Here is a 26,982-nt window from a genome sequence, read left to right on the forward strand (position 1 = left end):
CCGGCAAACCGCAATGCTCCGCAGGCATGCCCAACTGCCCGCAAGGCGCAACGCCCCGCGGGCGGCCGTCAACGGCGACGATCGTCGGGGACTTGCCGCGCTACGGGTGGGACTTTTCGCGGTCCGCGACCGCGAGCAGTTCCTCCGCGTGGGCGATGCCCAGGTCCGAGTCCGGCAGGCCGGCCAGCATGCGGGCCAGCTCGCGCGCCCGCTCGGTGTGCTCGACGACGCGCACGCCGCTGGTGGTGACGGCGCCGCCGGTGTCCTTGGCGACGACCAGGTGACGGTCTGCGAAGGCCGCGACCTGCGGCAGGTGGGTCACGACGAGGACCTGGTGGTCGCGGGCCAGGCGGGCCAGCCGCTTGCCGATCTCGACCGCCGCGGTGCCGCCGACGCCGGCGTCGACCTCGTCGAACACCAGCGTGGGCGGGCCGCCCACGCCGGCGAACACGACCTCGATCGCCAGCATGACCCGGGACAGCTCGCCGCCCGAGGCGCCCTTCTGCAGCGGCTGGGCCGGCGCGCCCGGATGCGGCAGGAGTCGCAGCTCGATGTCGTCGGCGCCGTCCGGGCCGACGCCGCTCTCGGCACCGGTGGGCGTGGTGATCGCCAGGCCGCTGCCGGTCGTCTTCGGCGCGACGACAACCTCGATGCGCGCGTGCGGCATCGCCAGGCCGGCCAGCTCGACCGTCACGTCGGCGGCGAACCGCACCGCCGCCTCACGGCGCGCGGCGGACAGGACCGCCGCGAGCTCCGCGACCTCGCCGTGCAGGCGCTGCCGCTCGCGGTCGAGCTCCTCGAGCAGCTCGTCGGACGTGTCCAGCTCACCGAGCCGGGTGCGGGCATGCTCCGCCCAGGCGACGACCCCGTCGACGTCGTCGGCGTACTTCCGGGTCAGGGCCCGCAGGGCGGCCCTCCGCTCGTACACCTCCTGGAGACGCCCGGGATCAGCGTCCAATGACGCGAGATAGGTGCCCAGCTCGGTCGACACGTCACCGGCGAGCGTCGCCACCTCGTCGAGGCGCGCCGCGAGCTCGCCCAGGACCCGGTCGACGCCGGCCTGCGCCTCGAGGGTGCGGCGGGCGGTGGAGATCAGGCTCAACACGTCGGTGACGTCGTCGCCCTCACCGGTGCCGGCCAGCGCGACGTGCGCCAGTTGTGCCGCGCTGCGCAGGCCCTCGACGTGCTCCAGCCGCTGCGCCTCCTCACGCAGCAACTCGTCCTCGCCGGGCTGCGGATCGACGCGGCTGATCTCGTCGAGGCCGAGCCGCAGCAGGTCGGCCTCCTGGCTGAGCTGCCGCGCGTTGGCCCGGCGGTCGGCGAGGTCGTCCTCGACGGCGCGCCAGCGGTTGAACAGCTCGGCGAACTGGCCCAGCAGCTTCTCGTGCTCGGTTCCGGCGAACCGGTCCAGCGCCGCGCGCTGCTCGGCGGGGCGCAGCAGCCGCAGCTGGTCCGACTGGCCGTGCAGCGCGAACACCCGCTCGCCCACCTCGCCCAGCACGGCCACGGGCACGGTGCGGCCGCCGACGTGTGCACGGGAGCGGCCCTCGACCGTCAGGGTGCGGCTCATCAGCAGGGTGCCGTCGTCCTCGATCGCGGCGCCCGCCTCGGCGATGCGGTTCTCGACCGCGGCCCGCACGTGCGACGGCAGCGTCAACCGGCCGTCGACCGTGGCCCGGCCCGGCTCGGCGCGCACACGACCGGCGTCGGCGCGACCGCCGAACAGCAGCCCGAGGCTGGTCACGACCATGGTCTTGCCCGCGCCCGTCTCGCCGGTGATGACGGTCAGGCCCGACCCGAGGGGCAGGGTGGCGTCTTCGATCACGCCCAGTCCGGTAATGCGGAGTTCCTCCAGCACGTCAGAGACACTAGCTGCGCGGTACGACAGTTCTCCACTCAGCCGTGCCGTTTGTTGTGCCGCCACCCCTCGACCGGGAGACCGAACTTCGCCACCAGCCGGTCCGTGAACGGGCGCTCACGCAGACGCACGACTCGTACCGGCAGAGCACCCCGCCTGACGGTGACCGTCGATCCCGGCGCGAGGTCGATCACCCGCCGGCCGTCGCACGACAACAGCGCGAAGCTCGTGAACGGCTCCACATTCACCGTGATGGTCGACGTCGGCGCGATCACCAGCGGCCGGCTGAACAGCGCATGGGCGCTGATCGGCACGAGCAGCAGCGCCTCCAGCTCCGGCCAGACGACCGGACCGCCGGCCGAGAACGCATACGCGGTCGAGCCGGTCGGCGTCGCGCAGACCACACCGTCGCAGCCGTACCGCGACAGCGGCCGCCCGTCGACCTCGACGAGCAGCTCGAGCATCTTCTCCCGGGCGCCCTTCTCCACGGTCACCTCGTTGAGCGCCCACGACGTGCCGACCAGGCGGCCGTCGTGCTCGGCGACGACGTCGACGGTCAGCCGCTCGTCGACCGTGTACGTGCCGTCGACGACCTCCCGCACCGCCTTGTCGACGTCGCCGATCTCGGCCTCGGCGAGGAACCCGACCTTGCCGAGGTTGATGCCGAGCAGCGGCGCCTTCGCGGGCCGGGCGAGCTCGGCGGCGCGCAGCAGGGTGCCGTCGCCGCCGAGCGCGATCACGATCTCGACGCCTTCCGCGGCGGCCTCCCCGGTCACCGGTACGGCCCGTGGGATGTCCAACTGGTCCGCCTCGTCGGCCAGCACGCGCACGGTGAACCCGTTGTCGAGCAGGTCGGCGCCGACGGTCCGCGCGTGTTCGTTGTTGCTCTGCTTCCCGGTGTGCGCCACCAGCAGCGCCTCACGACCTGTCATGCCGAACGCTCCACACAGTCCACGACGGCGGCGGGATCGACGGGCGGCGCGTCACGGCGCAGCCACAAGAAGAATTCCACGTTGCCCGACGGCCCGGGCAGCGGGCTCACTGTCACGCCGGCCACGCCGAGGCCGAGCTCCGCGGCCGCCGACGCCACGTCGAGCACCGCCGACGCCCGCAGCTGCGGCGAACGGACCACACCGCCCTCGCCGACCCGTTCCTTGCCGACCTCGAACTGCGGCTTGACCATCGGCACCAGGTCGCCGTCCGGCGCGGTGCACGCGGCGAGCGCCGGCAGCACGAGCCGCAGCGAGATGAACGACAGATCGGCGACCGTCAGGCCGCAGGGGCCACCGACGGTGTCCGGGGTCAGGGTGCGCACGTTGGTCCGCTCGATGACGTTCACCCGCGGGTCGGTGCGCAGTGACCATGCGATCTGCCCGTACCCCACGTCGACCGCGGCCACCGAGGCCGCTCCCCGCCGCAGCAGCACGTCGGTGAAGCCGCCGGTCGAGGCGCCCGCGTCGAGGCAGCGGCGCCCCCGCACCGGCAGGTCCGCGAACGCGTCGAGCGCGCCGGCGAGCTTGTGGCCGCCCCGCGACACGTAGTCGTCGCCTGGCTCGGCCGCCGGCAGCACCCGCACCGCATCCGCGGGATCGACCTGGGCGGCGGCCTTGCCGGCCAGGATGCCCCGCACCTCCACCCGCCCTGCGGCGATCAGCGATGCCGCCTGCTCCCGCGAGCGGGCCAACCCGCGGCGCACCAGCTCCGCGTCGAGTCGGGTCCGGCGCGCCATCTGCCTGTTGCTCCTCAGCGTTCCTCGATCGTGCCCAGGGTCTCCTGCAACGTGCGGTGCGCGTCCGCGTAGACGGCGACCTGTCGTTTCAGCGGAAGTGACGCTACCTCGCCCAAGGCCTCGACCGCCGCCTCGACCCGGCCCAGGGCCGCCGCACCGGGCGGTCCCGGCACCGGACCGGGTGTCGGACCAGGTGTCGGCGCCGTCATGATGACGCCGTCTTCCGCGGCGCGCGGGTCGCCTTCTTCACCGGCAGCTTGTCAGAGGCCGGCCCGACGTCCGACGCCTCGGCGATCTTCTTGACCGCGGCCTTCGTCGCCGCTTTCTTCGCCGGCGCGCTCCTCTTCACCGGCACCTGCTTCGCGGGCGGCGGGGTGACCGGCGCCACAGCCTTCGCAGCGGTCTTTTTCGCCACGGTCTTCTTCGCCGGTGCCGGCTCCACCACCTCAGCACCCACCGGCGGCACCGGCTCGAGCACCGGCGCCGGTGCCGACGCGGCCTTGAGCTGCGCCTCGAGCTCGTGCACCTTCGCGGTCAGCGCCGCGACCTCGTCCGCCGTCGCCAGGCCGACCGCACCGAGGGCGCGGTCCAGCTCGTACCGGACCAGCTTCGTCAGCGCCTCACGGTTCGCCGTGCCCGCCTGGAGCAGGTCCTCGGCCATCGCTTGGAGCTGCTCCGCGGTCGCGCCGCTCTTGCCGACGAGGCGCCGGACCGTCTTGGTCGCCTTTTTGGTCGTCGCCTCGGTCATGCCGTAGGCCAGTTCGAGATATGCCCGCCATGCTTCCTGCGCCATGTTGCGCCTCTCCTCCAAGTGGTGTACCGCCATCACGCTACCGGGCGCTTCCGGGCGCCGTACGGTACCGTCGTTTTCCACGTGTCCACAGCGTCCGCAGTAGACACACCACAGCGGACAGAAACGGGGGTCGAATGGCCACGGTCGAAGAGTGCCGGGCGGCACTTGAGAAGCTCGCCGCGAAGCTTGCGGCCAACGCCGTCGAGGCGCGCGAGAAGCTCGACTTCGACCGCTCGCTCGCCTGCCGGATCACGGATCTCGGCATCGCGTTCCACGGCCAGCTGCAAAACGGCCAGATCACCGGTCTCTCCGAGGGCGACGATCCCCGCGCGAAGATCAAGCTCACGTCGACGAGCGACGACCTGGTCGCGCTGGTCGCCGGGCAGCTCAACGCCATGTCCGCCTGGACCAGCGGCCGCGTCAAGATCGAGGCCGGCGTCTTCGACCTGCTGAAGCTCCGCAAACTTCTCTAGCGTCTGCTTCATTGCCGGGGTCGAGGCGAGGCCCGCCGCAGCCCGGCCTCAGTCATGAACAGACCCTAGAGCTTCAGCCACTTCAGGGCGGCTGCGGCGGCGTCACCGGCCGGCACGACCGGGCGCACCTCGCCCGCGGCCCAGGCGACGGCGCAGAGGGCCGCGAGCGCGTCCACGCGGCGCCCGTCACCGGACAGCTCCCACTGTCCGTCCAGCTCCTGCACACGCCATTGCGTCGGGAGTTGTACCGGCTGAGCCCGCTCGAACAGCCCACCCAGGTCCTCGGCGACAAACGTGGGCCGCCGCTCGGGCGGCGCCGCGAGCAGCTCGGCCGCGTCGGAGACACCGGTCAGCACCAGCAGGCTGTCCATGCCGGCCCGGTTCGCGCCCTCGATGTCGGTGTCGAGCCGGTCCCCGACCACGAGCGGCCGGGTGGCGCCCCGCTCACGGGCCGCCTCCAGGAACAGGCCCGGGTCGGGCTTGCCGACGATCGTGTCCGGCTGCCGTCGAAGCGCCGTCGCGAGCGCCACGACCAGCGATCCGTTGCCCGGCAGTGGCCCACGCGGCGACGGCAGCGTCCGGTCGGCGTTGGTCGCGATCCAGTCCGCCCCGCCGCGGATCGCGACGGACGCGTCGCCGAGGTCCCGCATGCGCACGTCCGGCCCGTACCCCTGCACGACCACCCGCGCCTCTTCGGCCTCGGTGACCGGCCGCAGCCCGACGCCGACGACCTCCTCGCGCAGCGCGGGCGCACCCAGGATCAGCACGGGCGTGCCGGCCGGGTACCGCTCCGCCAGCAGCAGCGCGGTGGCGTGCGCCGACGTGACGACCTCCCGTGCCTCGGCCGGGATGCCGATCCGGGTCAGCAGGGCCGCCACGTCGGTGGGCAGCCGGGAGGCGTTGTTCGTGGCGTACGCGCTGGGAATGCCCCGCTCACGCAGCCGCGCACACGCCTCCGCGGCGCCCGGGATGACCTGGTCGACGAGGTACAGCACCCCGTCGAGGTCGAAGATGACAAGGTCGTACCGGCTGGCGAGGTCCCCTTCCGGGGAGTGCGCCTCGCCGGCCGGCCCCTTGCTCTCCGGCGCGTCAGCCACGCGGACCCGCCGCGCTCGCCCCGCCACCCGGCTGGTCGTCGCCGGCCGGTTTCGCCTGGGTGTCGGTCGTCACCGCGTCAGTGTCGCGGCCGCCGCCCGGCCCGGCGAAGTCCCCGTCCCGCTCGTCGTCCACGTCACCTTCGTCGTCGACGTCGTCCTTGTCGAGGTCGTCCTCGTCGTACTCGTCGTCCTCGTCTTCGGCTTCGTCGTCGCCGTAGTCGTCGTCGCCGTCACCGTCGCCGTAGTCGTCGGCGTCGTCCTCGTCGTCGAAGTCCTCGTCGTCGTCCTCATCGAGGTCGTCGTCCTCATCGAGGTCGTCGTCCTCATCGAGGTCGTCGTCGTCTTCGTCGAGGTCGTCCTCATCGAGGTCGTCGTCGTCTTCGTCGAGGTCGTCGTCTTCGTCGAGGTCCCGTTCGTCGCCGAGGATCTCTTCCTCGTCGCGGCCGGCCCCGCCGCGGGCGTCGAGCCGGTCATCGCCGTGCTCGTCGTCCTCGGCCTCGGCCTGGACCGCATCGCCGTCGAGCGTGATGCCGTCCAGCTCGAGCAGCCGCTCGGCCGCGTCGGTGCGCAGGTCTTCGTCGAGGTCGGCGGCCCGTGCGAACCACTCGCGCGCCTCTTCCCGCCGTCCGGCACGCAGGAGCGCGTCGGCGTACGCATACCGCAGCCGCGCCGCCCACGGTGCGTCCGGCGCCGAGGTCAGCTCACGGACCTGGAGCATGGCGACGGCCGCGTCGTTCTGGCCCAGGTCCCCACGGGCCCCGGCCGCGACGATCAGCAGCTCCACGATCTCCTCGGCCGAGAGCTTCTCCCGGTCCGCCTCGCGGAACATGTCGATGGCCTTCTCCGGCCGCCCGAGTGCCCGCTCAGCGTCGGCGATGACGGCGATGTGGGTCTCCCGGCCGGTCATCCGCCGGTACGTCCGGAGCTCCCCGAGCGCCGTCTGCCACTCTCCGGCGTGGTACGCGGCCAGCCCGGCCGCCTCCCGCACCACCGCGATCCGCGAGGCCTTCCGCCGCGCCACCAGCGCATGCGCGAGCGCCAGCTCCGGATCGTCGTCGATGAGCTGCCCGGTGGCCACCAGCCGCCGCGCGACCTCTTCGGCCACGGGCCGCGCCAGCGAGCTCAGTTCCGCCCGCACCTCACGGTCCAGTTCCGAGGCCTCGACGTCCTCGGGAAGCACCGGATCCGAGACCCGGGTGACAAGCTCCTCGCCCTCGGCCCCGGCCTCACCGCTCACGAACCCAGGGTCGGTCTGCCGCGGCCGGTACCCTCCGGCATCGTCGCGCCGCAGCCCCTCGGGTCGCTCGAAGCCAGCGCCTCGCCCACCGCCGTCACGGTCCCGGAACCCACCCGGACGGCGTCCGCCGTCCTGGCCGCGGTCCCGGAACCCCGGCCGCTCACTACGGTCGCGGTAGCCGGCACGGTCACCGCCCCGGAACCCACCGGGGCGCTCGCCACGCGGCCCACCCTCGCGATCCCGGAACCCGCCGGAACGCTCACCACGGGGCCCAGCATCCCGGTCCCGGAACCCACCGGGGCGCTCGCCACGGGGACCACCCTCGCGATCCCGGAACCCGCCGGAACGCTCGCCACGCGGCCCAGCATCCCGGTCCCGGAACCCACCAGGGCGCTCGCCACGCGGCCCACCGTCCCGATCCCGGAACCCGCCGGAACGCTCACCGCGCGGCCCACCGTCCCGATCCCGGAAGCCACCGGAACGCTCACCGCGCGGCCCAGCATCCCGGTCCCGGAACCCACCAGGGCGCTCGCCACGCGGCCCACCCTCGCGATCCCGGAACCCGCCAGCGCGCTCGCCACGGGGACCGCCCTCCCGGTCCCGGAAGCCCGACGGCCGCTCACCACGGGGCGCGCCGTCACGATCGCGGAACCCACCGGAACGCTCGCCACGCGGCCCACCGTCACGGTCCCGGAAGCCCGACGGCCGCTCACCACGGGGCGCGCCGTCACGATCGCGGAACCCACCGGAACGCTCACCGCGCGGTCCACCGTCACGGTCCCGGAACCCACCGGGGCGCTCGCCACGGTCACGGAACCCGGACGACCGGTCTCCACGGGGACCGCCCTCGCGGTCCCGGAAGCCACCGGAACGCTCACCGCGCGGTCCACCGTCACGGTCCCGGAACCCACCGGGGCGCTCGCCACGGTCACGGAACCCGGACGACCGGTCCCCGCGCGGCGCGCCGTCACGGTCACGGAACCCACCGGGACGCTCGCCACGGTCACGGAACCCGCCACGGTCTCCGTCACGGTCCCGGAAGCCACCGGAGCGCTCGCCACCGCGGAAGTCCCCGTCCCGGCCCCGGAAGCCCGACGGCCGCTCACCACGGGGTCCACCGTCACGGTCACGGAACCCACCGGAACGCTCACCGCGCGGCCCACCGTCACGGTCACGGAAGCCCGACGGCCGCTCGCCACGGGGCGCGCCGTCACGATCGCGGAACCCACCAGGGCGCTCGCCACGGTCACGGAACCCGGACGACCGGTCCCCGCGCGGCCCGCCCTCGCGGTCCCGGAACCCACCGGGACGCTCTCCGCGATCGCGGAAGCCGCCACGATCCCCGTCACGGTCTCGGTATCCACCGCGGTCGCCGTCACGGTCTCGGAAGCCACCTGAGCGCTCGCCACCGCGGTATCCGCCGGAGCGCTCGCCGTCGCGGTACCCGCCTTGGCGCGGCCCGCCGGCACGGTCACCCCGGAAGCCACCTTGGCGGTCACCTCCGCGGTAGCCACCGGACCCACCGTCACGATCGCCCCGGTAACCACCCGACGACCGCTCACCGCCCCGGTGCCCGCCGGCGGCACCGTCGCGGTCGCCCCGGTAGCCCTCCCGGCCCCGGGAGCCACCCTCGCGGTCGCCCCGGGAGCCGCCGCCGTCACGGTCGCGGTAGCCGCGGCCACCCTCGGACGGCCCCTGGGAGGAACTGCCTCGGTGCCCACCGGATCCGTACTCACGACGGGACCCGCGGTCCCGGTCACCGCCGGAGGAGCGGTCGTCCCTACGTGGGCGGTCCCGGCCGTCCTGGCCATTGCCGTCGTGTGGCATCGCGTTCACGACTTCATCCTTCCCGACCGGGTACGCGCCATGCGTTCGACCCGGCAAACGAGTCGAGGGCCGCCCATCGGGCGACCCTCGATCGAAGTTTGTCCGGCGGCGTCCTACTCTCCCACACTCTCTCGGGTGCAGTACCATCGGCGCTGGAGGGCTTAGCTTCCGGGTTCGGAATGGGACCGGGCGTTTCCCCTCCGCTATGGCCGCCGTAACACTATGAACCTATACAACCCCGCACACCCACCAACATGTGGGGTGCGACCGGTGTTGGTTCAGAATCACACAGTGGATGCGTCAACACTTTCAAAGCTTCTCCCACCCGAAGCGGGAGTGTTTGAGGTCAAGTCCTCGGCCTATTAGTACCGGTCAGCTCAAACCTGTTACCAGGCTTCCACTTCCGGCCTATCAACCCAGTGGTCTCGCTGGGGGCCTTAACCCTCAAGGGGTGGGATACCTCATCTCGAAGCGAGCTTCCCGCTTAGATGCTTTCAGCGGTTATCCCTTCCGAACGTAGCCAACCAGCCGTGCTCTTGGCAGAACAACTGGCACACCAGAGGTTCGTCCGTCCCGGTCCTCTCGTACTAGGGACAGCCCTTCTCAAGTATCCTACGCGCACGGCGGATAGGGACCGAACTGTCTCACGACGTTCTAAACCCAGCTCGCGTACCGCTTTAATGGGCGAACAGCCCAACCCTTGGGACCTACTCCAGCCCCAGGATGCGACGAGCCGACATCGAGGTGCCAAACCATCCCGTCGATATGGACTCTTGGGGAAGATCAGCCTGTTATCCCCGGGGTACCTTTTATCCGTTGAGCGACACCGCTTCCACCTGCCAGTGCCGGATCACTAGTCCCGACTTTCGTCCCTGCTCGACCTGTCAGTCTCACAGTCAAGCCCCCTTGTGCACTTGCACTCAACACCTGATTGCCAACCAGGCTGAGGGAACCTTTGGGCGCCTCCGTTACATTTTAGGAGGCAACCGCCCCAGTTAAACTACCCACCAGACACTGTCCCTGAACCGGCTCACGGCCCAAAGTTAGATACCCAAATCCAACAGAGTGGTATTTCAAGCTTGCCTCCACAACCACTGGCGTGACTGCTTCACCGGCTCCCACCTATCCTACACAATCGAATTCGAGTACCAATGTCAAGCTATAGTGAAGGTCCCGGGGTCTTTCCGTCCTGCCGCGCGTAACGAGCATCTTTACTCGTAGTGCAATTTCGCCGGGCCTGTGGTTGAGACAGTGGGGAAGTCGTTACGCCATTCGTGCAGGTCGGAACTTACCCGACAAGGAATTTCGCTACCTTAGGATGGTTATAGTTACCACCGCCGTTTACTGGCGCTTAAGTTCTCCGCTTCGCCCCGAAAGACTAACAGGTCCCCTTAACGTTCCAGCACCGGGCAGGCGTCAGTCCATATACGTCGTCTTACGACTTAGCATGGACCTGTGTTTTTAGTAAACAGTCGCTTCCCCCTGGTCTCTGCGGCCACCAACCGCTCCACCAGCACGTGGTCTCACCATCGGTGGCCCCCCTTCTCCCGAAGTTACGGGGGCAATTTGCCGAGTTCCTTAACCACAGTTCGCCCGATCGCCTCGGTATTCTCTACCTGACCACCTGTGTCGGTTTGGGGTACGGGCCGCTCGAAACTCGCTAGAGGCTTTTCTCGGCAGCATGGGATCACTGACTTCACCTGAAACGGCTCCGCTTCACGTCTCACCCACCATGTGCTGCGGATTTGCCTACAGCACGGGCTACACGCTTGCCCCGGCACAACCACCGGCCGGGCCCAGCTACCCTCCTGCGTCACCCCATCGCTTGCCTACTACCACCCAAGTTCCCAAACTCCAACATCAACCCCGAAAGGCCTCCGTCTTCATAAGGTTAGTACAAGCAGGTTCAGCATGGTCGCTTCTACGCGGGTACGGGAATATCAACCCGTTGTCCATCGACTACGCCTCTCGGCCTCGCCTTAGGCCCCGACTCACCCAGGGCGGATTAGCCTGGCCCTGGAACCCTTGGTCATCCGGCGGCAGGGTTTCTCACCCTGCTTTCGCTACTCATGCCTGCATTCTCACTCGCGTCACCTCCACGACTGGATCACTCCGCCGCTTCACCGGTGACACGACGCTCCCCTACCCATCCACACACCTGGACCGCCGGCGAACCATTGGCCGGGTACATGCGTGAATGCCACAGCTTCGGCGGTGTGCTTGAGCCCCGCTACATTGTCGGCGCGGAACCACTTGACCAGTGAGCTATTACGCACTCTTTCAAGGGTGGCTGCTTCTAAGCCAACCTCCTGGTTGTCTATGCGACCCCACATCCTTTACCACTTAGCACACGCTTAGGGGCCTTAGCTGGTGATCTGGGCTGTTTCCCTCTCGACTACGAAGCTTATCCCCCGCAGTCTCACTGCCACGCTCTCACTTACCGGCATTCGGAGTTTGGTTGACTTCAGTAAGCTTGTAGGCCCCCTAGGCCATCCAGTGCTCTACCTCCGGCAAGAAACACGCAACGCTGCACCTAAATGCATTTCGGGGAGAACCAGCTATCACGGAGTTTGATTGGCCTTTCACCCCTAACCACAGGTCATCCCCCAACTTTTCAACGTTGGTGGGTTCGGCCCTCCACGCGGTCTTACCCGCGCTTCAGCCTGCCCATGGCTAGATCACTCCGCTTCGGGTCTAGGACACGCGACTCAAACGCCCTATTCAGACTCGCTTTCGCTACGGCTACCCCACACGGGTTAACCTCGCCACGCACCACTAACTCGCAGGCTCATTCTTCAAAAGGCACGCCGTCACCCCCACCAAAAAGGCAGGACGCTCCGACGGATTGTAGGCGCACGGTTTCAGGTACTATTTCACTCCCCTCCCGGGGTACTTTTCACCTTTCCCTCACGGTACTCGTCCGCTATCGGTCACCAGGGAGTATTTAGGCTTACCAGGTGGTCCTGGCAGATTCACGGCAGATTACAGGAGTCCGCCGCTACTCGGGAACACGCCAACACAGACCGACAGTTTTCGCCTACCGGACTATCACCGTCTACGGCGCCGCTTTCCAGCGGACTTCGACTAACCATCGATTTTCTGACTGTGCGACCAGCCGGCAGACCAGTCAAGACACGCCCCACAACCCCGATCACGCAACCCCTGCCGAGTATCACACATGACCGGTTTAGCCTCATCCGCTTTCGCTCGCCACTACTCACGGAATCACAATTGTTTTCTCTTCCTGCGGGTACTGAGATGTTTCACTTCCCCGCGTTCCCTCTATCCGCCCTATGTGTTCAGGCAGAAGTGACACCACATGACTGGTGCCGGGTTACCCCATTCGGACACCCTGGGATCACAGCTCGGTTGACAGCTCCCCCAGGCCTATCGCGGCCTCCCACGTCCTTCATCGGCTCCTGGTGCCAAGGCATCCACCGTACGCCCTCAGCAACTTGACCACAAAAAGCTTTAAAGATGCTCGCATCCACTGTGCAATTCTCAACCAACACCAAACCCACACCAGATTCACGTCGAGCCGGCGCTGACAACCAGCGTGGTCCTCGACCAGATGCAGATTCCGTCCGAAACACCCGGAGCACTCACGTGCTGGTTGTTTCAGGACCCAACAGGATGCCTGTATGTTTCCGCGAACCGCATCACCGGCCGTTCCACACCACTAGGGCAGTACTAGGAACCGGAAACCGTTGTCCGCGAAAACTCGCCAGTGTCTCCGCCATCGAGCACCCCACCAACACACTCGGCTGGTGCGGGCTCCTTACACGCTTTCGCGTGAAGGTGCTCCTTAGAAAGGAGGTGATCCAGCCGCACCTTCCGGTACGGCTACCTTGTTACGACTTCGTCCCAATCGCCAGCCCCACCTTCGACGGCTCCCTCCACAAGGGTTGGGCCACCGGCTTCGGGTGTTGCCGACTTTCGTGACGTGACGGGCGGTGTGTACAAGGCCCGGGAACGTATTCACCGCAGCATTGCTGATCTGCGATTACTAGCGACTCCGACTTCACGGGGTCGAGTTGCAGACCCCGATCCGAACTGAGACCGGCTTTTTGGGATTCGCTCCACCTCACGGTATCGCAGCCCTTTGTACCGGCCATTGTAGCATGCGTGAAGCCCTGGACATAAGGGGCATGATGACTTGACGTCATCCCCACCTTCCTCCGAGTTGACCCCGGCAGTCTTCGATGAGTCCCCGGCCGAACCGCTGGCAACATCGAACAAGGGTTGCGCTCGTTGCGGGACTTAACCCAACATCTCACGACACGAGCTGACGACAGCCATGCACCACCTGTGAACGGCCCCGAAGGACCCGACATCTCTGCCGGATTACCGAACATGTCAAACCCAGGTAAGGTTCTTCGCGTTGCATCGAATTAATCCGCATGCTCCGCCGCTTGTGCGGGCCCCCGTCAATTCCTTTGAGTTTTAGCCTTGCGGCCGTACTCCCCAGGCGGGGCGCTTAATGCGTTAGCTGCGGCACAGAGAACCGGAGAGGCCCCCCACACCTAGCGCCCAACGTTTACAGCGTGGACTACCAGGGTATCTAATCCTGTTCGCTCCCCACGCTTTCGCTCCTCAGCGTCAGTATCGGCCCAGAGACCCGCCTTCGCCACCGGTGTTCCTCCTGATATCTGCGCATTTCACCGCTACACCAGGAATTCCAGTCTCCCCTACCGAACTCAAGCCTGCCCGTATCAGCTGCAAGCCCACAGTTGAGCTGCGGGTTTTCACAGCTGACGCAACAAGCCGCCTACGAGCTCTTTACGCCCAATAAATCCGGACAACGCTCGCGCCCTACGTCTTACCGCGGCTGCTGGCACGTAGTTGGCCGGCGCTTCTTCTCCAGGTACCGTCACTCACGCTTCGTCCCTGTCGAAAGAGGTTTACAACCCGAAGGCCTTCATCCCTCACGCGGCGTCGCTGCATCAGGCTTCCGCCCATTGTGCAATATTCCCCACTGCTGCCTCCCGTAGGAGTCTGGGCCGTGTCTCAGTCCCAGTGTGGCCGGTCGCCCTCTCAGGCCGGCTACCCGTCGTCGCCTTGGTAGGCCATCACCCCACCAACAAGCTGATAGGCCGCGAGCCCATCCCAAGCCGAAAAACTTTCCACACCATGTGATGCCACACGACATGAATATTCGGTATTAGCCCCCGTTTCCGAGGGTTATCCCAAAGCCTGGGGCAGGTTACTCACGTGTTACTCACCCGTTCGCCGCTCGAGTACCCCGAAGGGCCTTTCCGCTCGACTTGCATGTGTTAAGCACGCCGCCAGCGTTCGTCCTGAGCCAGGATCAAACTCTCCAACAAAAACTTGTCGGTGAATCAATCACCCGGCAACAAACATGTTGTCACCAAAGGAATCCCAGACACGACCATCCACAAAAGACAGACCGCGCCACGGGGTATAACTTCAATTGGCACTGGCTTAACAAGCACCCTGTTGAGTTCTCAAACAACCAACACACACCGCCGAACCTCACCGTTTCCGGCTCAGCCCGCCCGGGGCGTTTCGTACCTATCAAATTTAGCTCATCCGCTTTGCGGTGTCAAGTCCAGCTCGCTGCACTTTGTCCCGTTTTGCAGACACACGACAACGCTTCCGTCCCCGGAAGTAATGTCGTAGGGTATTCGGCAGAACGTCCGATGCGTCGTCCGTTTCTCTGCCGGCTGTCTACCTTAGCCGCTCCTCGTTCAGCGTCCAAATCCTGGCTGCTGCCCGTCTTGCGAGCACGACCACTGACCGGTCTCCCGGCTCGCGATCATTTGGCTTTTCGGCAGGCCGTCCGATGTGTCGTCCGTTTCCCTGCCGACCCACTAGCTTACCCGCTCATCGTCCGGCTTCCAAATCCTGGTCACCGCCCGCTTCCCGGGCATAACCACTGACCGGTCTCCCGGCTCGCAGTCATTTGGGTTTGTGGCAGGCCGTCCGAGGTGTCGTCCGTTTCCCTGCCGGACATCTACGTTACCCGGCTATCCGATCTCCACCAAATCGATCACTCTCTCTGGTGAATCTTCGGGTGCCGCGCAGCGACGCGCAAAGCCACACGGCACCCGGGCGACCGTCAGGCCGACGTCAGTTCGACCCCGGCGAACGTCCGCTTGCCCTTGCGCAGCACCAGAAGTCCGCCGGCGAGCGCCCGCTCCGCGGGCACGATCTCCTCGGCGTCGGCGACGCGCTCGTTGTTCACGTACGCCCCGCCCTCGGACACCGTCCGGCGCGCCTCGTTACGGCTGGCGACCAGGCCCGCGGCGATGAACAGATCGGCGACGGTCGAGCCCGCCGGCGCACTCGCCAGGCCGGCCTCGCGCAACGCGGCGCGGAGCGTCGACGCCGACAGCTCGGCGAGCGAACCCCGCCCGAACAGCGCCTGGCTGGCCGCGATGACCTGGGCGGTCTCCTGGTCGCCGTGGACGAGCCGGGTGACCTCCTCCGCCAGGCGCCGCTGCGCGATCCGGGCCGCGGGACGCTCGGCGGTCTCCTTCTCGATCGCCTCGATCTCCTCGCGCTCCAGGAACGTCAGCTGCTTGAGCAGACCCCCGACGATCGCGTCCTCGAGGTTGACGAAGTACTGGTACAGCGCGTACGGACTCGTCATCTCGGCGTCCATCCAGAGGCTGCCGCCGCCGGTGGACTTGCCGAGCTTCTCGCCGGCGCTGTTGACCAGCAGCGGCGTGGCGAGCAGGTGCACCGACTCGCCCTCCATCCGCCGGATGAGATCGGTGCCGGCGGTGAGGTTGCCCCACTGGTCACTGCCGCCCGTCTGGAGCCGGCACCCGTACCGCCGGAAGAGCTCCAAGAAGTCCATGCCCTGCAGGATCTGGTAGCTGAACTCGGTGTAACTGATCCCGGCGTCGGAGTTGAGCCTGGCGCTCACGGCGTCCTTGGTCAGCATCTTGTTGACCCGGAAGTGCTTGCCGATGTCGCGCAGGAAGTCGATGGCCGACATCGGCGCGGTCCAGTCGAGGTTGTTGACCATGCGGGCCGCATTGCCGCCGGTGAAGTCGAGGTACGGCTCGATCTGCGCGCGGATCTTGTCGACCCACTCCGCGACCTGGTCACGGGAGTGCAGCTGCCGCTCGGCGGACGGCCGCGGGTCGCCGATCAGCCCGGTGGCACCGCCGACGAGTGCGAGCGGGTTGTGCCCGGCCATCTGCAGCCGGCGCACCGTGAGGACCTGGAGCAGGTGCCCGATGTGCAGGCTCGGCGCGGTCGGGTCGAAGCCGCAGTAGTAGGTGATCGGGCCCTTGGCCATCTCGGCGCGGAGTTCGTCGAGGTCGGTCGAGAGCGCGATCAGGCCCCGCCACTGCAGATCTTCCAGCACATCGGTCATTTCGCGATTCTTGCACCCGCGGGGAAGCGACTTCCACACGCTTTGGCCGCGCAAAAGGTTGCGTCAGCTTTCGTACCCCACCGCATCGATTGACACCGCTATGGTTGACCGCGACAGACACTCTGACGGGGAGGGTGATTCTGGTGGATCCGCTTGCGCTGCAACGAATTCCGGCGCGGGAGATGACCGGCGCCGGTTGGACGCCACCGACGCTGGCACTGCTCGGCGCATCGACGGCCGGCATTGTCACACAGGGCGGCTTCTACCTGCCGGGTCGCACCCTGGTCGCCGTCCTTGCGCTGACCGCGCTGGTGCTGGCGGTCCGGGCGGGTGCGCCGGCGGCCCTCAAGGAGGACCGCTGGCTGATCGGCAGCGCTGCCGCGGTGGCGCTGTGGGCGGTGTTCCGCGCGGCGACGGCGGGCGGGGCGGCCGTCGCGGCCGGCATCTGCCTGAGTCTGGCGACGCTGCTGGCGGGGGTCGTGGCCGCCCGCCGTGCCCGGCCCGTGGACCTGGCGACCGGCCTGGTGGGAATCGGTGTGCTGGTGGCGGTGACGGGCTGGGCCGGGGTCACGTGGCGGATCGAGCGCTGGAGCGTGCTGGTCGAGGCGACGCTGTGGCGGGCGTCGTCCACGTTGACCTATCCGAACGCCGCGGCGGCGATCCTCACGGTGGCCGCGCTGCTGGCGTTCGCGCTGCTGCTGGCCGAGCCCGGCTCGGTGTGGCGGGCCTGCGCGTTCTACCTGCTCCTGACGGGCCTGGCCGCGACGCTGAGCCGCGCGGGGGCGCTGGCCTTCGCCGCAGGAGTGCTCGTGTTCGCGTTTCTCGCGGCAGTACGGGCTGTGCTCCGCCACCTCGCCCCCGCCCTACTGGGCGCGGCGGTGGCCCTGGCCGGGCTCGCCCCGTCGTTCCCCGCCACGTCGGCGCCGCGGCCCCTGCTCGCGGCCGGCGGCCTGCTGCTCGGCGGCCTCATCGCGGTACTGCTGCCGAAACTGCGTGGCGGGAAACTCGCGGCGGCGTGGGGTCTGCTCCTCGCCGCGGCGGCCGGGGCGCTCGCGCTGCTCGCGACACGTCCCCGGCCCGCGCAGTTCGACATGCTGCTGCACCGCCGGTTCACCTTCGCCTCGCAGGGCCGCACGGGGGCGTTGCGCTCGGCGCTCGACCAGGTCGCCGCGCACCCGCTGCTCGGCAGCGGTCCCGGCCGGGCCCGGTACTTCTGGTTCGACTTCGAGGGCCAGCTGGTGGTCAGCCGGTGGGTGCACAACGAGTACCTGCAATGGCTGGTCGATCTGGGCGCGGTCGGTCTCGTGCCGCTGGCCGCCCTCGGTGCCGCCGTCGTGGTCGCGCTGCGGCGCGGCCGCGCGGCCGGGGCACCCCAACCGCTGTGGGCCGGGGTGGTGGCTGCCGTCGCCGCCCTGGCCGTGCACAGCGCCTTTGACTTCCTGTGGCAGCTGGCGGTCGTCCCGCTGGTCTTCGGCGTGCTCGTGGGCATGGCCGGCCCGCACCACAGCGAAGAGTTCACACCATCACCCAACGGGGAGGAACCTCAGTGAAGCTCAACAAGTCGCACCTCGGCGCGGGTGCGCTGGCCCTCGGCGCGGTGCTCGCCTTCGCCGTTCCGGCGGGCGCGGCCGTCAACCTCCAGTCGGAGTCCGGCGGCACCCCGACGATCAAGATCGCCAAGACTGCACGGCTCAAGGCGAACGGCGCGGCGACCGTCGCCACGGTCAACGTCACCTGCCCGGTCGGCAACTGGTACTCGACATACGTCGAGGTGGTCCAGACGGTCAACCCGACCAGCACCACGCGCGGCAACGGCTCCATCATCAACCAGCGCTGCTCGGGCTTCACCGAGAAGGTGAAGGTTCCGGTGACCGCCTCGGGCGCGCCGTTCCAGGTCGGCGTCGCCTACGCGGTGGGCCAGCTCGAGGTTACCGGTCCGATCGGATACATCAACGTGAACACCGGCCGTGAGATCGTGAACGTCAACAGCTGACGGGCGACGACGGCACCCCGGGGCCTGGCGCCGGTCCCGGGGTGTCGTCACACCGGCCGCCGTTAGGGTTGATGCATGGCGGTTGTGAAGATCAACGCGATCGAGGTCCCCGAGGGCGCGGGACCCGAGTTGGAGCGGCGTTTCGGCGCCCGGCACGGTGCAGTGGAGGAAGCGCCCGGCTTCCTGGGCTTCGAGCTGCTGCGCCCGACGGCCGGCGAGACCCGCTACTTCGTCTACACCAAGTGGGAATCCGAGGAGCATTTCCAGGCGTGGGCCACCGGTCCCGCCAAGGAGGCGCACTCGGGTCAGCGGGCCCAGCCAGTGGCGACCGGCTCGAGCCTGCTGGAGTTCGAGGTCGTGCAGCAGGCCGGCCCGCGTCCCGCCGAGAGCTGACCGTGGAGCGCTTCGTCCTGTTCCCCGGGCGCCACCATCTGCTGACCAGGTTCCAGGCTGAATACCTGCGGGGCCTGGGCGGCACGGTCGTCTGGGCGGTGACGAGCGCCAACCATCAGAACACCAAGCGCAACCCGGTGCCGTATGACCGGCGCGAGGCGGCGATCGAGCGGTTCAGCGTGCACGAGGGGCTGCGGTCGCTGGTCGTGCCGGTGTTCGACACCGTGCGCACCGACCGGTTCGCCGGGGTCACGCTCAAGAGCGTCGAGTCGGGGCTGGGGCTGCGGCTGACGCCGGCGGACACGGTGGTCGCCTGTTCGACGCCGGAGGTCGCGGCGATGTACGAGGCCCTCGGCTTCGAGATCGCGGGCGTGGAGGCCGACCGTGACCCGGCCCCGGCCCGGCCGTGGGACGTGCTGCTGATGCTGGCGGCGGGCGACCCGGCGTGGCGCGAGCTCGCACACCCGGCGACGCTGGACGTCTTCGACCGGTATCGGCTGGACGAGCAGGTCCGCCTCGTCGTCAACGACCCGGTCGTGGGCGAGGAGGGCGGCCTCACCACCACCCGCGACTACCGCACCTACGCGGAGGCGTTCGAGGCGAGCGCCGAGCGGAAGTGGGAGCTGGTCCGCCGGCACGTGCGTCCGGGCCGGATCGTCGACGTCGGGTGCGGCGCGGGCGCGGTGCTCGGCCTGGCCGACCGCGAGCCGGCGCTGCGGGAGAGCGACCTCATCGGCGTCGAGGTCGCCCGGCACCTCTACGAGGAGTGTGTGCACCGCAAGGCGCAGGGCTGGTTCACCAACCCCAACGTCTACTTCTACTGCCGCAACGTCCTCGGCGGTGCCGTCTTCCCGGCCCGGTCGATCGACACGACACTGACGTTCGCGCTGACGCACGAGATCTGGTCGTACGGGCAGCGCATGGACTCCCTCAGGAAGTTCGCGGCAGCCATCTACGAGCACACCGTCCCCGGCGGCGTGTGGATCAACTCCGACGTGTGCGGACCGGACGGCCGTGATCTGCCCGTACGACTCTCGCTGCAGGGTGCGCCGAAGGAGCCGGTGCCCCTGGACGGGCTCGCCCGGGACGAGATCGCCGCGCACGTCGAGGGGCTGTCGACGCGGGCGCGGCTGGACCGGTTCGCCGCCGACTTCCACTTCCCGCTGCCGTTCGAGGAGCACGGCGACTCGGTCGAGCTCGCGCTCGGCGACGCCATGGAGTTCCTCACCCACAAGGACTATCCCGACAACTGGTTGTCCGAGGCGCACGAGCAGTTCTGCGGCCTGGAGTTCGCGGACTGGAAGGCGCTGCTGACCGACGTCGGGTTCGAGGTCGACGGGGCGTCGCACGTGTGGCGCAACAACTGGATCGTCGATAATCGCATCGCGCCGGTCGCCACCTTGTCCGCGGTGGACGGCGCCCCGATGGACTGGCCGGTGACGCACGTGCTGCTGGTCGCCCGCCGTCCGCTCAACACCTAGCGAGGAAACGTCATGCGAGCGTTGCGGTACTCCGAATACGGCCCGTCCAGCGTCCTGCACGTCACCGAACTGCCCGAGCCGCACGTAGGCCCGGGCCAGGTGCGTATCGCGGTGCGCGCGGTCGGCATCAACCCCTTCGACTGGAAGGTCCGCAGCGGCGCCTTCGGCGACACGACGCCGAGCCGCCTGCCGGTGATCCCGCACTCCGACGTGGCGGGGGTGGTCGACGAGGTCGGCGAGGCCGTGACCGGCGTCGCGATCGGCGACGAGGTGTTCGGCGTCGCGGTCGGCGGCGGCGCGGCCGAGTTCGCGGTGCTGAAGCTGTGGCAGGCCAGGCCGGCCGGCATGTCGTTCGAGGAGGCCGCCGGGCTGCCCAACGTGGTCGAGACCGCGGGCCGCGTGCTGGGCCTGCTCGGCGTCGAGAAGGGCCACACGCTGGTCGTCAACGGCGCCGCCGGCGGCGTCGGCATCGCCGCGACCCAGCTGGCCGTCGCCCGCGGCGCGACGGTCGTCGGCACGGCGAGCGAGCGCAACCACGAGTTGCTGCGCACGTTGGGCGCGATTCCGGTGACGTACGGCCCGGGCCTGCCGGACCGCGTCCGCGCCGTCGCCCCGCAGGGTGTCGACCTGGCGCTGGACACGGCGGGCCGCGGCGCGGTCGCCGACCTGATCGAGCTGACGGGCGTGCCGTCCAACGTGGTGAGCATCGCGGACTTTGATGCCCCGAAGCTCGGCGCCCGCGTGACGGACGGCTCCGAGGGCCGGGCGTGGGACACGCTGCGCGAGGCCGCCGCCCTCTACGAGCAGGCCCGCTTCCGGATGCCGGTCGAGCGCGTGTTCGCATTGTCCGAGGCGGCACAGGCCCACGACCTGAGCGAGTCCGGCCACGCCCGAGGCAAGATCATCCTCACCCCCTGAGGACCGAACTCTCCAAGATCGGAAGCGTTGTCCACAGGGACTGACACACACGGCACGGTGGTCGCATCCTCGAACCCGTGCCGAGAGTCTGGACCGCGCGGACGCCCCCGCCCCACGATGCCGATCCGCTCGACCACCTCCTGTTCCGGCAGCATCAGGCGATCTCGCGACGGCAGGCCCTCGAACACCTGAGCCCCAAGGCGCTACGGCATCGGCTCGCGTCGGGCCGCTGGCAGCGACCACACAGGTCCATCTACGTGGCGCAGACTGAAGACCTCACGACGGCGCAGCGACGCTGGATCGCGGTCCTCGCGACAGACGGGTTGCTGGCCGGGTTCAGCGCACTCGAGCTGCACGGGCTCACCGGGTATTTCCGGTCGTTCACGCAGGTCCTGGTCGCTTCCGACCGAAGAGTCCGCTCGCCCGGGGAGACCCAGGTGCGGCGCACGGCCCAGCTCGACCCGCGCGACACACGAGCGGGTGGCGCACCGCCATGCACGATGCCGGCCCGGTCCCTTGTGGACGCGGCGCAGTGGGCGCACGACGACACGGAGGCGATCGCGGTGATCGCGGCGGGCTTCCAGCAACGGCTCGGCGGCGGCGACAACGTGCACGAGGTGCTCGGCCGGATGCACGGCGTCCGGCGCCGCCGCCTCATCCTGGACGCCGCCGACGCTGCCCGGGGCGGCTCCAAGTCGATCGCCGAGATCGACTTTCTGCGGCTCTGCCGCCGCAACCGGCTGCCGGTGCCGACCCGGCAGGTCGTGCGGCTCGACACCAAGGGCCGCAAACGCTACCGCGATGCGCTGTTCGAGGAGTATGGCGTGCATGTAGAGATCGACGGAAGTCAGCACATGGAGGTGCGGTCCTGGCACCGGGACATGCGCCAGCACAACGACATCACAATCGCCGGTGGCAGGCTCCTGCGGTTCAGCTGGTGGCAGATCCGCCACCGGGAGGCGGAGGTGGCTGCTCAGCTCCGGGGCGCCTTGGCCGCAGGTGGCTGGCGTCCGTAGACCTTGGAAACTCTCGGCCCCTATGCGGGCCCAAATTCTCCAAGATCATCCCGGCCGCCGGGTGTACGCCTCACGGGCCGTGAGCAGCTCGTCCAGGTGCTCGTCGGCCCATACGCGGCAGGCGTCCATCGCCGGGAACAGGGTGCGGCCGAGCGGCGTCAGCTCGTACTCGACCCGTGGTGGGATCTCGTCGTACGCCGTGCGCGTCACCATCCCGTCACGTTCGAGAGCGCGCAACGTCTCGGCCAGGACCTTCGCCGAGACACGGTGCAACGGCACACGCAGCTCGGAGAAGCGCCGCGGCCCGTCGCGCAGGCAGGTGATGACCATGCCGGCCCACTTGTCGCCGATCTGGAACGGCGTGACGCTCGACGGGCAGGTGGGGTCGAACAGGTCCGGTGGCAGCGGTTCGCGCACCGGCCGAACGTAGCGCACCCGCCGGTAACGTTGCAGTTACCGAGGTCTCGCGCCATACCGTCCGGCGCATGACTGCATTGCTGCTCTTCGGAGCGAACGGACGGGCCGGCCGGCGGATCGCCGAGGAGGCGGGACGGCGGGGCCTGCCGGTGACGGCGGCCCGCTACGGCGACGACCTGCCGAGCGGGCACGACGTCGCGATCAGCACCGTCTACAGCGCCACCGCCGACCCGCGCGAGCTGTACGTCGACGGCACCCGCACGCTGCTGGCCGACCTGGAGCGCGCCGGCGTCGGGCGGCTGCTCATCGTCGGGCTCGTGACGACCCTGCAGCCCGATCTGGAGCTGCCCGAGTCGTTCCGGCCGTTCGCGCTGGCGCGGGCCGCCGAACTGGAGGTGCTGGCGGCGTACCGCGGGCCGGTGGACTGGTTGGTGTGCACGCCGCCGCTGGACCTGGTGGCCGACGAGTCCGGCGCGTTCAAGTACGCCGACCTGGCAACGGCGGTACTGGACGAGGTGGTGCGGCCGAGCCACCACCGCGCCCAGTACGCCGTCAAGAGCTAGACCGACTTCTGATACGCGCGGAACGTCCGCGTCGACAGCCACAGCATGGCCGTGGCCAGGGCGAGCAGGGCGCCGCCGTAGGTGCCGGCCGCGGCCCAGTCGACGTCGCCGGCCAGGACCGCCCGCGACGCCTTGAGCGCCCAGTTGACCGGGTTGCCGGCGGCGACCGCCTGCATCCAGCCGGGCATCAGCGGCGTCGCGATGAACGCCGACGACAGAAACGTCAGCGGGAGCAGCAGCAGCGTGTTGAGCCCGATGATCGTCTCGCGCTGGCGGACCAGCATGCCGACGGTGTTGGACAGCGCGCTGAACACGGTGCCGAGCAGCGCGGCGGCGACCACCAGCAGGACGGCGCCGGTGACACCGCCGGGCAGGTCGGCGCCGGCGGCCAGGCCGAGCAGCACGATGATGACCGACTGGATCGTGACGCTGAGGACCTGCTCGACGACCACCGCGTTGAGGATCGCGCCGCGGTTGACGGGCGTGCTGAGGAACCGGTTCATCGTGCCCCGGTCGATCTCCTCCAGCACGCCCATGCCCGACCACATGCTGGACGAGATCGCGCTCATCACGACGACGCCGGGGATCAGGTAGTCGAGGTAGCTGCCGCTGCCGAAGCCGGGCAGTTCGACGACGCGGCGGAAGAGGTTGCCGAACAGGAACAGCCAGATCGCGGGCTGGATCAGCGTGATGACCAGGAACGCGGGCTGCCGGACGAAGACCTTCAGCCGGCGGGCGGTGAGATGCACGAGGTTCACGCTGCCGCCTCCGTCATCCGGCGGCCGGCGTGGCGGAGGTACACGTCGTCGAGGCTGGGCCGGGCGACGGTGACCGTCGCGACCCGCAGGCCGGCGGCGTCCAGTGCGGCGATCGCGGCGGGCACGGCGGCGGCGCCGTCGTCGGCCCGCGCCGAGAGGCGGCTCCCGTCGAGCGCGATCTCGCGCAGCCCGGGCACCCGTTCGATCGCCGTCCGGGCCTTCGGCCCGTCCGAAGAAGCTTGGAGCTGGAGGTGTACGGCGTCACCGCGCAGTTCGCCCTTGAGCTGCCCGGGCGTGCCCTCGGCGACGACCCGGCCGCCGTCGACGATGACGAGGCGGTCCGCGAGCCGGTCGGCCTCGTCGAGGTAGTGGGTGGTGAGCAGGACCGCCATCTCGTCGCCGGCGAGCCGGGCGATCTCGGCCCACAGCGCGGTGCGCCCCTCGGGGTCGAGACCGGTGGTCGGCTCGTCGAGGAACAGCACACGTGGCCGGTGGATCAGGCCCATGGCGACGTCGAGCCGGCGCTGCATGCCGCCGGACCAGTCCCGTACGACGCGCTTCCGCGCGGCGGCGAGGTCGAAGCGCTCCAGCAGCTCGTCGACGCGGCGGTCGAGGTCCCGGCCGCGCATGCCGAAGAGCCGGCCCTGCAGCAGGAGGTTGTCACGGCCGGTCGCGGCCGGGTCGGCGCCGGACTTCTGCGCCACGACGCCGATGACGCGGCGCACCCGGTCGGGGTGGGCGAAGACGTCGTGGCCGGCGACGGCGGCGGTGCCGCTGTCGGGGCGGGCGAGCGTGGTGAGGATCTTGACCGTGGTCGACTTGCCGGCGCCGTTGGGGCCGAGCAGGCCGAGCACCTCGCCCGGCTTGACGGTCAGTGAGAGGTGGTCGAGCGCCCTGACGCCCTTGGGGTACGTCTTGACGAGGTCGTGTGCCGTTACGGCGGTGGACATGGAGGTCTCCGGTTCCGTCGGTGGGGACCGGTACCTCGGGAATTCGCTAAGCTGGCGATTGCAGACACCGACGCCGAGCTCGTTCCCGCGGGACCGGTCGAGGTTTCCGGCCCCGGTCGTGGTGTTCCCGCACCACGGCCGGGGCCTTTGTCACTGTTGTGCGTCAGGCCGGCCGAACAGCAGCTCGCCGGTCTCGTGGTAGTGCCGCCACTCGGCCATGCCGGGCAGCGTGCCCGCCTCGAGCTCCTCCAGCAGGCCGCGCAGCCAGGCGATCTCGGCCTCCTGGAGTGCCGTCGAGTATTCCGTCTCGATGAGGAAGATCCGCGGCACAGCCTTGGCGGTGTCCTCGAGCCCCGCGCGGGTGGTCGCCAGCTCGGAGCCGAGGATGTCGATGCGCTGCTCCAGCAGGTGGATCACCTCGTCGGGCGGGAGCACGCCGAGGACCGACAGGGCGGCCTTCAGCCGCGGGTACTCCTTCTCGGGGACGCCGACGATCTCGCGCAGCCAGTCGGCGGTCTCTTCCCGGCCGGCGTCGGTGATCCGGTAGACGGTGCGCTCGGGGCGGCGACCTTCCCGGGTCGTCTCCCCCGCCTCGATGAAGCCGTGCTTCTCGAGGTTCTGCACCACGGTGTAGAGCGAACCCCACTGGATCTTGAGGTCGTCCTCTTTGCCGCGGCCGCGCATCTCCGCGGCGATCTCGTAGGGGTGCATCGGCCGCTCGAAGAGCGTCGCGAGCACCTGGAGGCCGAGGAGGTTGCCGACCTTGCGCCGTTTCGCCACCACCCACCCCCATGTGCTCGTCGCCGTTTACTCGTCCACGAGCATACGACATACTCGCCGACGAGTAAACGGGGACGGACGATCAGCGGTTGGCGAACTCCTCGAACTGCTGCGCGACGCCGGACAGGTCCTCCCGCAGCGACGCCCGCGTCTCCTCGCCGACCGTGGTCTCGACCTGCCAGCGGCGCTGCGACGGCACGTACGACACCCGGATCGACGCCCCGTCCTCGCGCCAGAGGACGGCCGAGGTGTTGTCCCCGTCGAGCCGGCCGATGAAGTCACGGATGTCGTCGCCGGTCGGGTGGTGCGCCAGCGACCCGTCCTCGGTGGTCATGCGCGGCACCGGCACACGCAGCAGCCGCCGCGGCTGCCACAGCGCGGCCGGCTGGTGGCGGCCGGGCCGCTGGAAGCAGAGCAGCTCGCACTCGTCGGCGAGCTTGTGCACGAAGGTCAGCGTCTCCTCGGGCGCACTGCCGTGCAAACTCAGCAGCACGAAACTTTCCGTGCCGACGACCGGGCCGGCCAACAGCTTCGGGTCGACACCCGCCAGCACCTCACGGTGAAACCGCCCGATGCCCGGGTCGACCACGGCCCACGCCGAGTCACCGCGCCGCAGCGCCTCGAACCGGTCGACACCCTGGTCAACCGTGATCGGTCGGGCCTCGTACCAGACACCAACCTCGATCAACTCCGCCATGGAACACCACCGTACGGAACCGTGAGAAACCGATGCAACTCAGCCACGCATCGTGCCAGGTCCATCACCCCGATCGGGCCTCTATCAATTCGACGAGTCCAGCCGCATCGTGGGTTGTCATCACGAAGGCCGCGCCGTGGACGAGTCGGATGGTGACGGTCGTCAACGGCAGCAGCGCCACACGGCCCCACTCGGTGGCGCGGCCGGCCGGACCGGCCTGCACCCCGGCGATGTCGGACCACTGGACGGTGACGGGCGCGTGCCGCGGGCCGCCGAACGGGCCGCGGATCGCCAGGGTGAGCCCGGTGGGCCGCGCGGTGAGCCGGACGGGGACCCCGCCACCGAAGAGGAACGCGGCGCCGACGCCGAGGTCCCACAGGCCGACGGCGCGCTCCAGCGGGAGGTGCCCGATCCAGCGCTGCACACCCCTGGCGTGGGCGGCCCGCTGCCGCCGGCGGCTCCACCACTGGACCGCGAGGACCGGCCCGACGACAACCACGACCAGCCCGGAGAAGGCCGCGGCGGCCTGCCACTGCGCGAGGAGCGGCAGCCCCACCGGGAGTGCGACGGCGAGGACGAGCCACCCCCGACGTCCCCGCTCCCCCACCAGCCCATCGTGTCGCATCGCAGGTCAGACCGGGGCGGCGTCCGCTG

The 26,982-nt window shown here is 69.3% G+C and carries 23 protein-coding genes and 3 rRNA genes; 9 read left to right on the forward strand and 17 right to left on the reverse strand.

What is annotated here, in order from left to right:
* Positions 1 to 100: 100 nt before the first annotated feature.
* Genes recN through Dfulv_RS36475 form a run of 5 tightly spaced genes read right to left on the reverse strand, consistent with a single transcriptional unit; the run spans position 101 to position 4,380 of the window.
* A complete protein-coding gene (gene recN / locus Dfulv_RS36455) occupies positions 101 to 1,858 on the reverse strand; it encodes a DNA repair protein RecN (protein ID WP_259858380.1) in 1,758 nt (585 codons plus the stop codon).
* 38 nt (positions 1,859 to 1,896) lie between these two features.
* Complete coding sequence (locus Dfulv_RS36460) at positions 1,897 to 2,790, reverse strand: NAD kinase (protein WP_259858381.1); 894 nt, start codon at positions 2,788 to 2,790, stop codon at positions 1,897 to 1,899.
* Complete coding sequence (locus Dfulv_RS36465) at positions 2,787 to 3,587, reverse strand: TlyA family RNA methyltransferase (RefSeq protein ID WP_259858382.1); 801 nt, start codon at positions 3,585 to 3,587, stop codon at positions 2,787 to 2,789. The genes Dfulv_RS36460 and Dfulv_RS36465 overlap by 4 nt, the downstream gene beginning before the upstream one ends.
* Positions 3,588 to 3,601: 14 nt before the next feature.
* Positions 3,602 to 3,760, reverse strand: coding sequence for a hypothetical protein (locus Dfulv_RS36470; protein ID WP_259858383.1), 159 nt, complete (start codon positions 3,758 to 3,760; stop codon positions 3,602 to 3,604).
* A gap of 32 nt (positions 3,761 to 3,792) precedes the next feature.
* Complete coding sequence (locus Dfulv_RS36475; RefSeq protein WP_259858384.1) at positions 3,793 to 4,380, reverse strand: hypothetical protein; 588 nt, start codon at positions 4,378 to 4,380, stop codon at positions 3,793 to 3,795.
* Positions 4,381 to 4,514: 134 nt separating this feature from the next.
* Here Dfulv_RS36475 and Dfulv_RS36480 point away from each other — a divergent pair, with 134 nt between their 5' ends.
* Positions 4,515 to 4,853, forward strand: a complete 339-nt coding sequence (locus tag Dfulv_RS36480; RefSeq protein ID WP_259858385.1) for an SCP2 sterol-binding domain-containing protein — start codon at positions 4,515 to 4,517, stop codon at positions 4,851 to 4,853.
* 65 nt (positions 4,854 to 4,918) lie between these two features.
* Here the strand turns inward: Dfulv_RS36480 and Dfulv_RS36485 are convergent, their stop codons facing one another.
* Positions 4,919 to 5,950: an HAD-IIA family hydrolase gene (locus Dfulv_RS36485; RefSeq protein ID WP_406567857.1), complete on the reverse strand. Its 1,032-nt coding sequence runs from the start codon at positions 5,948 to 5,950 to the stop codon at positions 4,919 to 4,921.
* A complete protein-coding gene (locus tag Dfulv_RS48640) occupies positions 5,943 to 7,055 on the reverse strand; it encodes a tetratricopeptide repeat protein (RefSeq protein ID WP_319805707.1) in 1,113 nt (370 codons plus the stop codon). Before Dfulv_RS48640 ends, Dfulv_RS36485 begins: the two co-directional genes overlap by 8 nt.
* Between Dfulv_RS48640 and Dfulv_RS36495 the strand changes: the two genes are divergently transcribed.
* Positions 6,978 to 8,585, forward strand: coding sequence for a hypothetical protein (locus Dfulv_RS36495; RefSeq protein ID WP_259858386.1), 1,608 nt, complete (start codon positions 6,978 to 6,980; stop codon positions 8,583 to 8,585). The genes Dfulv_RS48640 and Dfulv_RS36495 overlap by 78 nt on opposite strands.
* Positions 8,586 to 9,114: 529 nt before the next feature.
* Here Dfulv_RS36495 and rrf read toward each other — a convergent pair.
* From rrf to tyrS, 4 genes are all read right to left on the reverse strand, one after another.
* Positions 9,115 to 9,231, reverse strand: a 5S ribosomal RNA gene (gene rrf / locus Dfulv_RS36500).
* Positions 9,232 to 9,356: 125 nt separating this feature from the next.
* Positions 9,357 to 12,475: ribosomal RNA gene (locus Dfulv_RS36505) — 23S ribosomal RNA — on the reverse strand.
* Between the two features lie 348 nt (positions 12,476 to 12,823).
* Positions 12,824 to 14,338, reverse strand: a 16S ribosomal RNA gene (locus Dfulv_RS36510).
* The 16S, 23S and 5S rRNA genes sit together here, the layout of an rRNA operon.
* Before the next feature lie 755 nt (positions 14,339 to 15,093).
* A complete protein-coding gene (gene tyrS, locus Dfulv_RS36515) occupies positions 15,094 to 16,362 on the reverse strand; it encodes a tyrosine--tRNA ligase (protein ID WP_259858387.1) in 1,269 nt (422 codons plus the stop codon).
* 143 nt (positions 16,363 to 16,505) lie between these two features.
* On the opposite strand from tyrS, the gene Dfulv_RS36520 reads away from it, so the two are divergent.
* The 6 genes from Dfulv_RS36520 to Dfulv_RS36545 all read left to right on the forward strand — a co-directional run bounded on the left by Dfulv_RS36520 (position 16,506) and on the right by Dfulv_RS36545 (position 22,163).
* On the forward strand, positions 16,506 to 17,912 hold the full coding sequence (locus tag Dfulv_RS36520) for an O-antigen ligase family protein (protein WP_259858388.1): 1,407 nt from the start codon (positions 16,506 to 16,508) through the stop codon (positions 17,910 to 17,912).
* Positions 17,909 to 18,355 carry a hypothetical protein gene (locus Dfulv_RS36525; protein WP_259858389.1) on the forward strand — a complete coding sequence of 149 codons (447 nt, stop codon included), beginning with the start codon at positions 17,909 to 17,911 and terminating at the stop codon, positions 18,353 to 18,355. The genes Dfulv_RS36520 and Dfulv_RS36525 overlap by 4 nt, the downstream gene beginning before the upstream one ends.
* 75 nt (positions 18,356 to 18,430) lie before the next feature.
* A complete protein-coding gene (locus tag Dfulv_RS36530; protein WP_259858390.1) occupies positions 18,431 to 18,748 on the forward strand; it encodes an antibiotic biosynthesis monooxygenase family protein in 318 nt (105 codons plus the stop codon).
* A gap of 2 nt (positions 18,749 to 18,750) precedes the next feature.
* Positions 18,751 to 20,229, forward strand: a complete 1,479-nt coding sequence (locus Dfulv_RS36535; protein WP_259858391.1) for a class I SAM-dependent methyltransferase — start codon at positions 18,751 to 18,753, stop codon at positions 20,227 to 20,229.
* Between the two features lie 12 nt (positions 20,230 to 20,241).
* Positions 20,242 to 21,147, forward strand: coding sequence for an NADP-dependent oxidoreductase (locus Dfulv_RS36540; protein ID WP_259858392.1), 906 nt, complete (start codon positions 20,242 to 20,244; stop codon positions 21,145 to 21,147).
* A gap of 77 nt (positions 21,148 to 21,224) precedes the next feature.
* Positions 21,225 to 22,163: a type IV toxin-antitoxin system AbiEi family antitoxin domain-containing protein gene (locus Dfulv_RS36545; RefSeq protein ID WP_259858393.1), complete on the forward strand. Its 939-nt coding sequence runs from the start codon at positions 21,225 to 21,227 to the stop codon at positions 22,161 to 22,163.
* A 45-nt stretch (positions 22,164 to 22,208) separates the two neighbouring features.
* Here Dfulv_RS36545 and Dfulv_RS36550 read toward each other — a convergent pair whose 3' ends face one another.
* On the reverse strand, positions 22,209 to 22,580 hold the full coding sequence (locus Dfulv_RS36550) for a winged helix-turn-helix transcriptional regulator (protein WP_259858394.1): 372 nt from the start codon (positions 22,578 to 22,580) through the stop codon (positions 22,209 to 22,211).
* Between the two features lie 68 nt (positions 22,581 to 22,648).
* Here Dfulv_RS36550 and Dfulv_RS36555 point away from each other — a divergent pair, with 68 nt between their 5' ends.
* The gene (locus tag Dfulv_RS36555; protein ID WP_259858395.1) at positions 22,649 to 23,143 is read left to right on the forward strand and encodes an NAD(P)-dependent oxidoreductase; all 495 of its coding nucleotides are present in this window, start codon (positions 22,649 to 22,651) and stop codon (positions 23,141 to 23,143) included.
* Here Dfulv_RS36555 and Dfulv_RS36560 read toward each other — a convergent pair.
* The 5 genes from Dfulv_RS36560 to Dfulv_RS36580 all read right to left on the reverse strand — a co-directional run bounded on the left by Dfulv_RS36560 (position 23,140) and on the right by Dfulv_RS36580 (position 26,935).
* Positions 23,140 to 23,901 (reverse strand): ABC transporter permease, encoded by a 762-nt coding sequence (locus Dfulv_RS36560; RefSeq protein ID WP_259858396.1) that lies wholly within the window; start codon positions 23,899 to 23,901, stop codon positions 23,140 to 23,142. The genes Dfulv_RS36555 and Dfulv_RS36560 overlap by 4 nt on opposite strands.
* Positions 23,898 to 24,851, reverse strand: a complete 954-nt coding sequence (locus Dfulv_RS36565) for an ABC transporter ATP-binding protein (protein WP_259858397.1) — start codon at positions 24,849 to 24,851, stop codon at positions 23,898 to 23,900. The genes Dfulv_RS36560 and Dfulv_RS36565 overlap by 4 nt, the downstream gene beginning before the upstream one ends.
* Positions 24,852 to 25,001: 150 nt before the next feature.
* Positions 25,002 to 25,631, reverse strand: coding sequence for a PadR family transcriptional regulator (locus Dfulv_RS36570; RefSeq protein ID WP_259858398.1), 630 nt, complete (start codon positions 25,629 to 25,631; stop codon positions 25,002 to 25,004).
* A gap of 82 nt (positions 25,632 to 25,713) precedes the next feature.
* Positions 25,714 to 26,328 carry a hypothetical protein gene (locus tag Dfulv_RS36575; RefSeq protein WP_259858399.1) on the reverse strand — a complete coding sequence of 205 codons (615 nt, stop codon included), beginning with the start codon at positions 26,326 to 26,328 and terminating at the stop codon, positions 25,714 to 25,716.
* 64 nt (positions 26,329 to 26,392) lie between these two features.
* Positions 26,393 to 26,935, reverse strand: coding sequence for a hypothetical protein (locus tag Dfulv_RS36580; RefSeq protein WP_259858400.1), 543 nt, complete (start codon positions 26,933 to 26,935; stop codon positions 26,393 to 26,395).
* Positions 26,936 to 26,982 lie beyond the last annotated feature (47 nt).

The sequence above is a fragment of the Dactylosporangium fulvum genome, assembly GCF_025137375.1.
Lineage (GTDB): Bacteria > Actinomycetota > Actinomycetes > Mycobacteriales > Micromonosporaceae > Dactylosporangium > Dactylosporangium fulvum.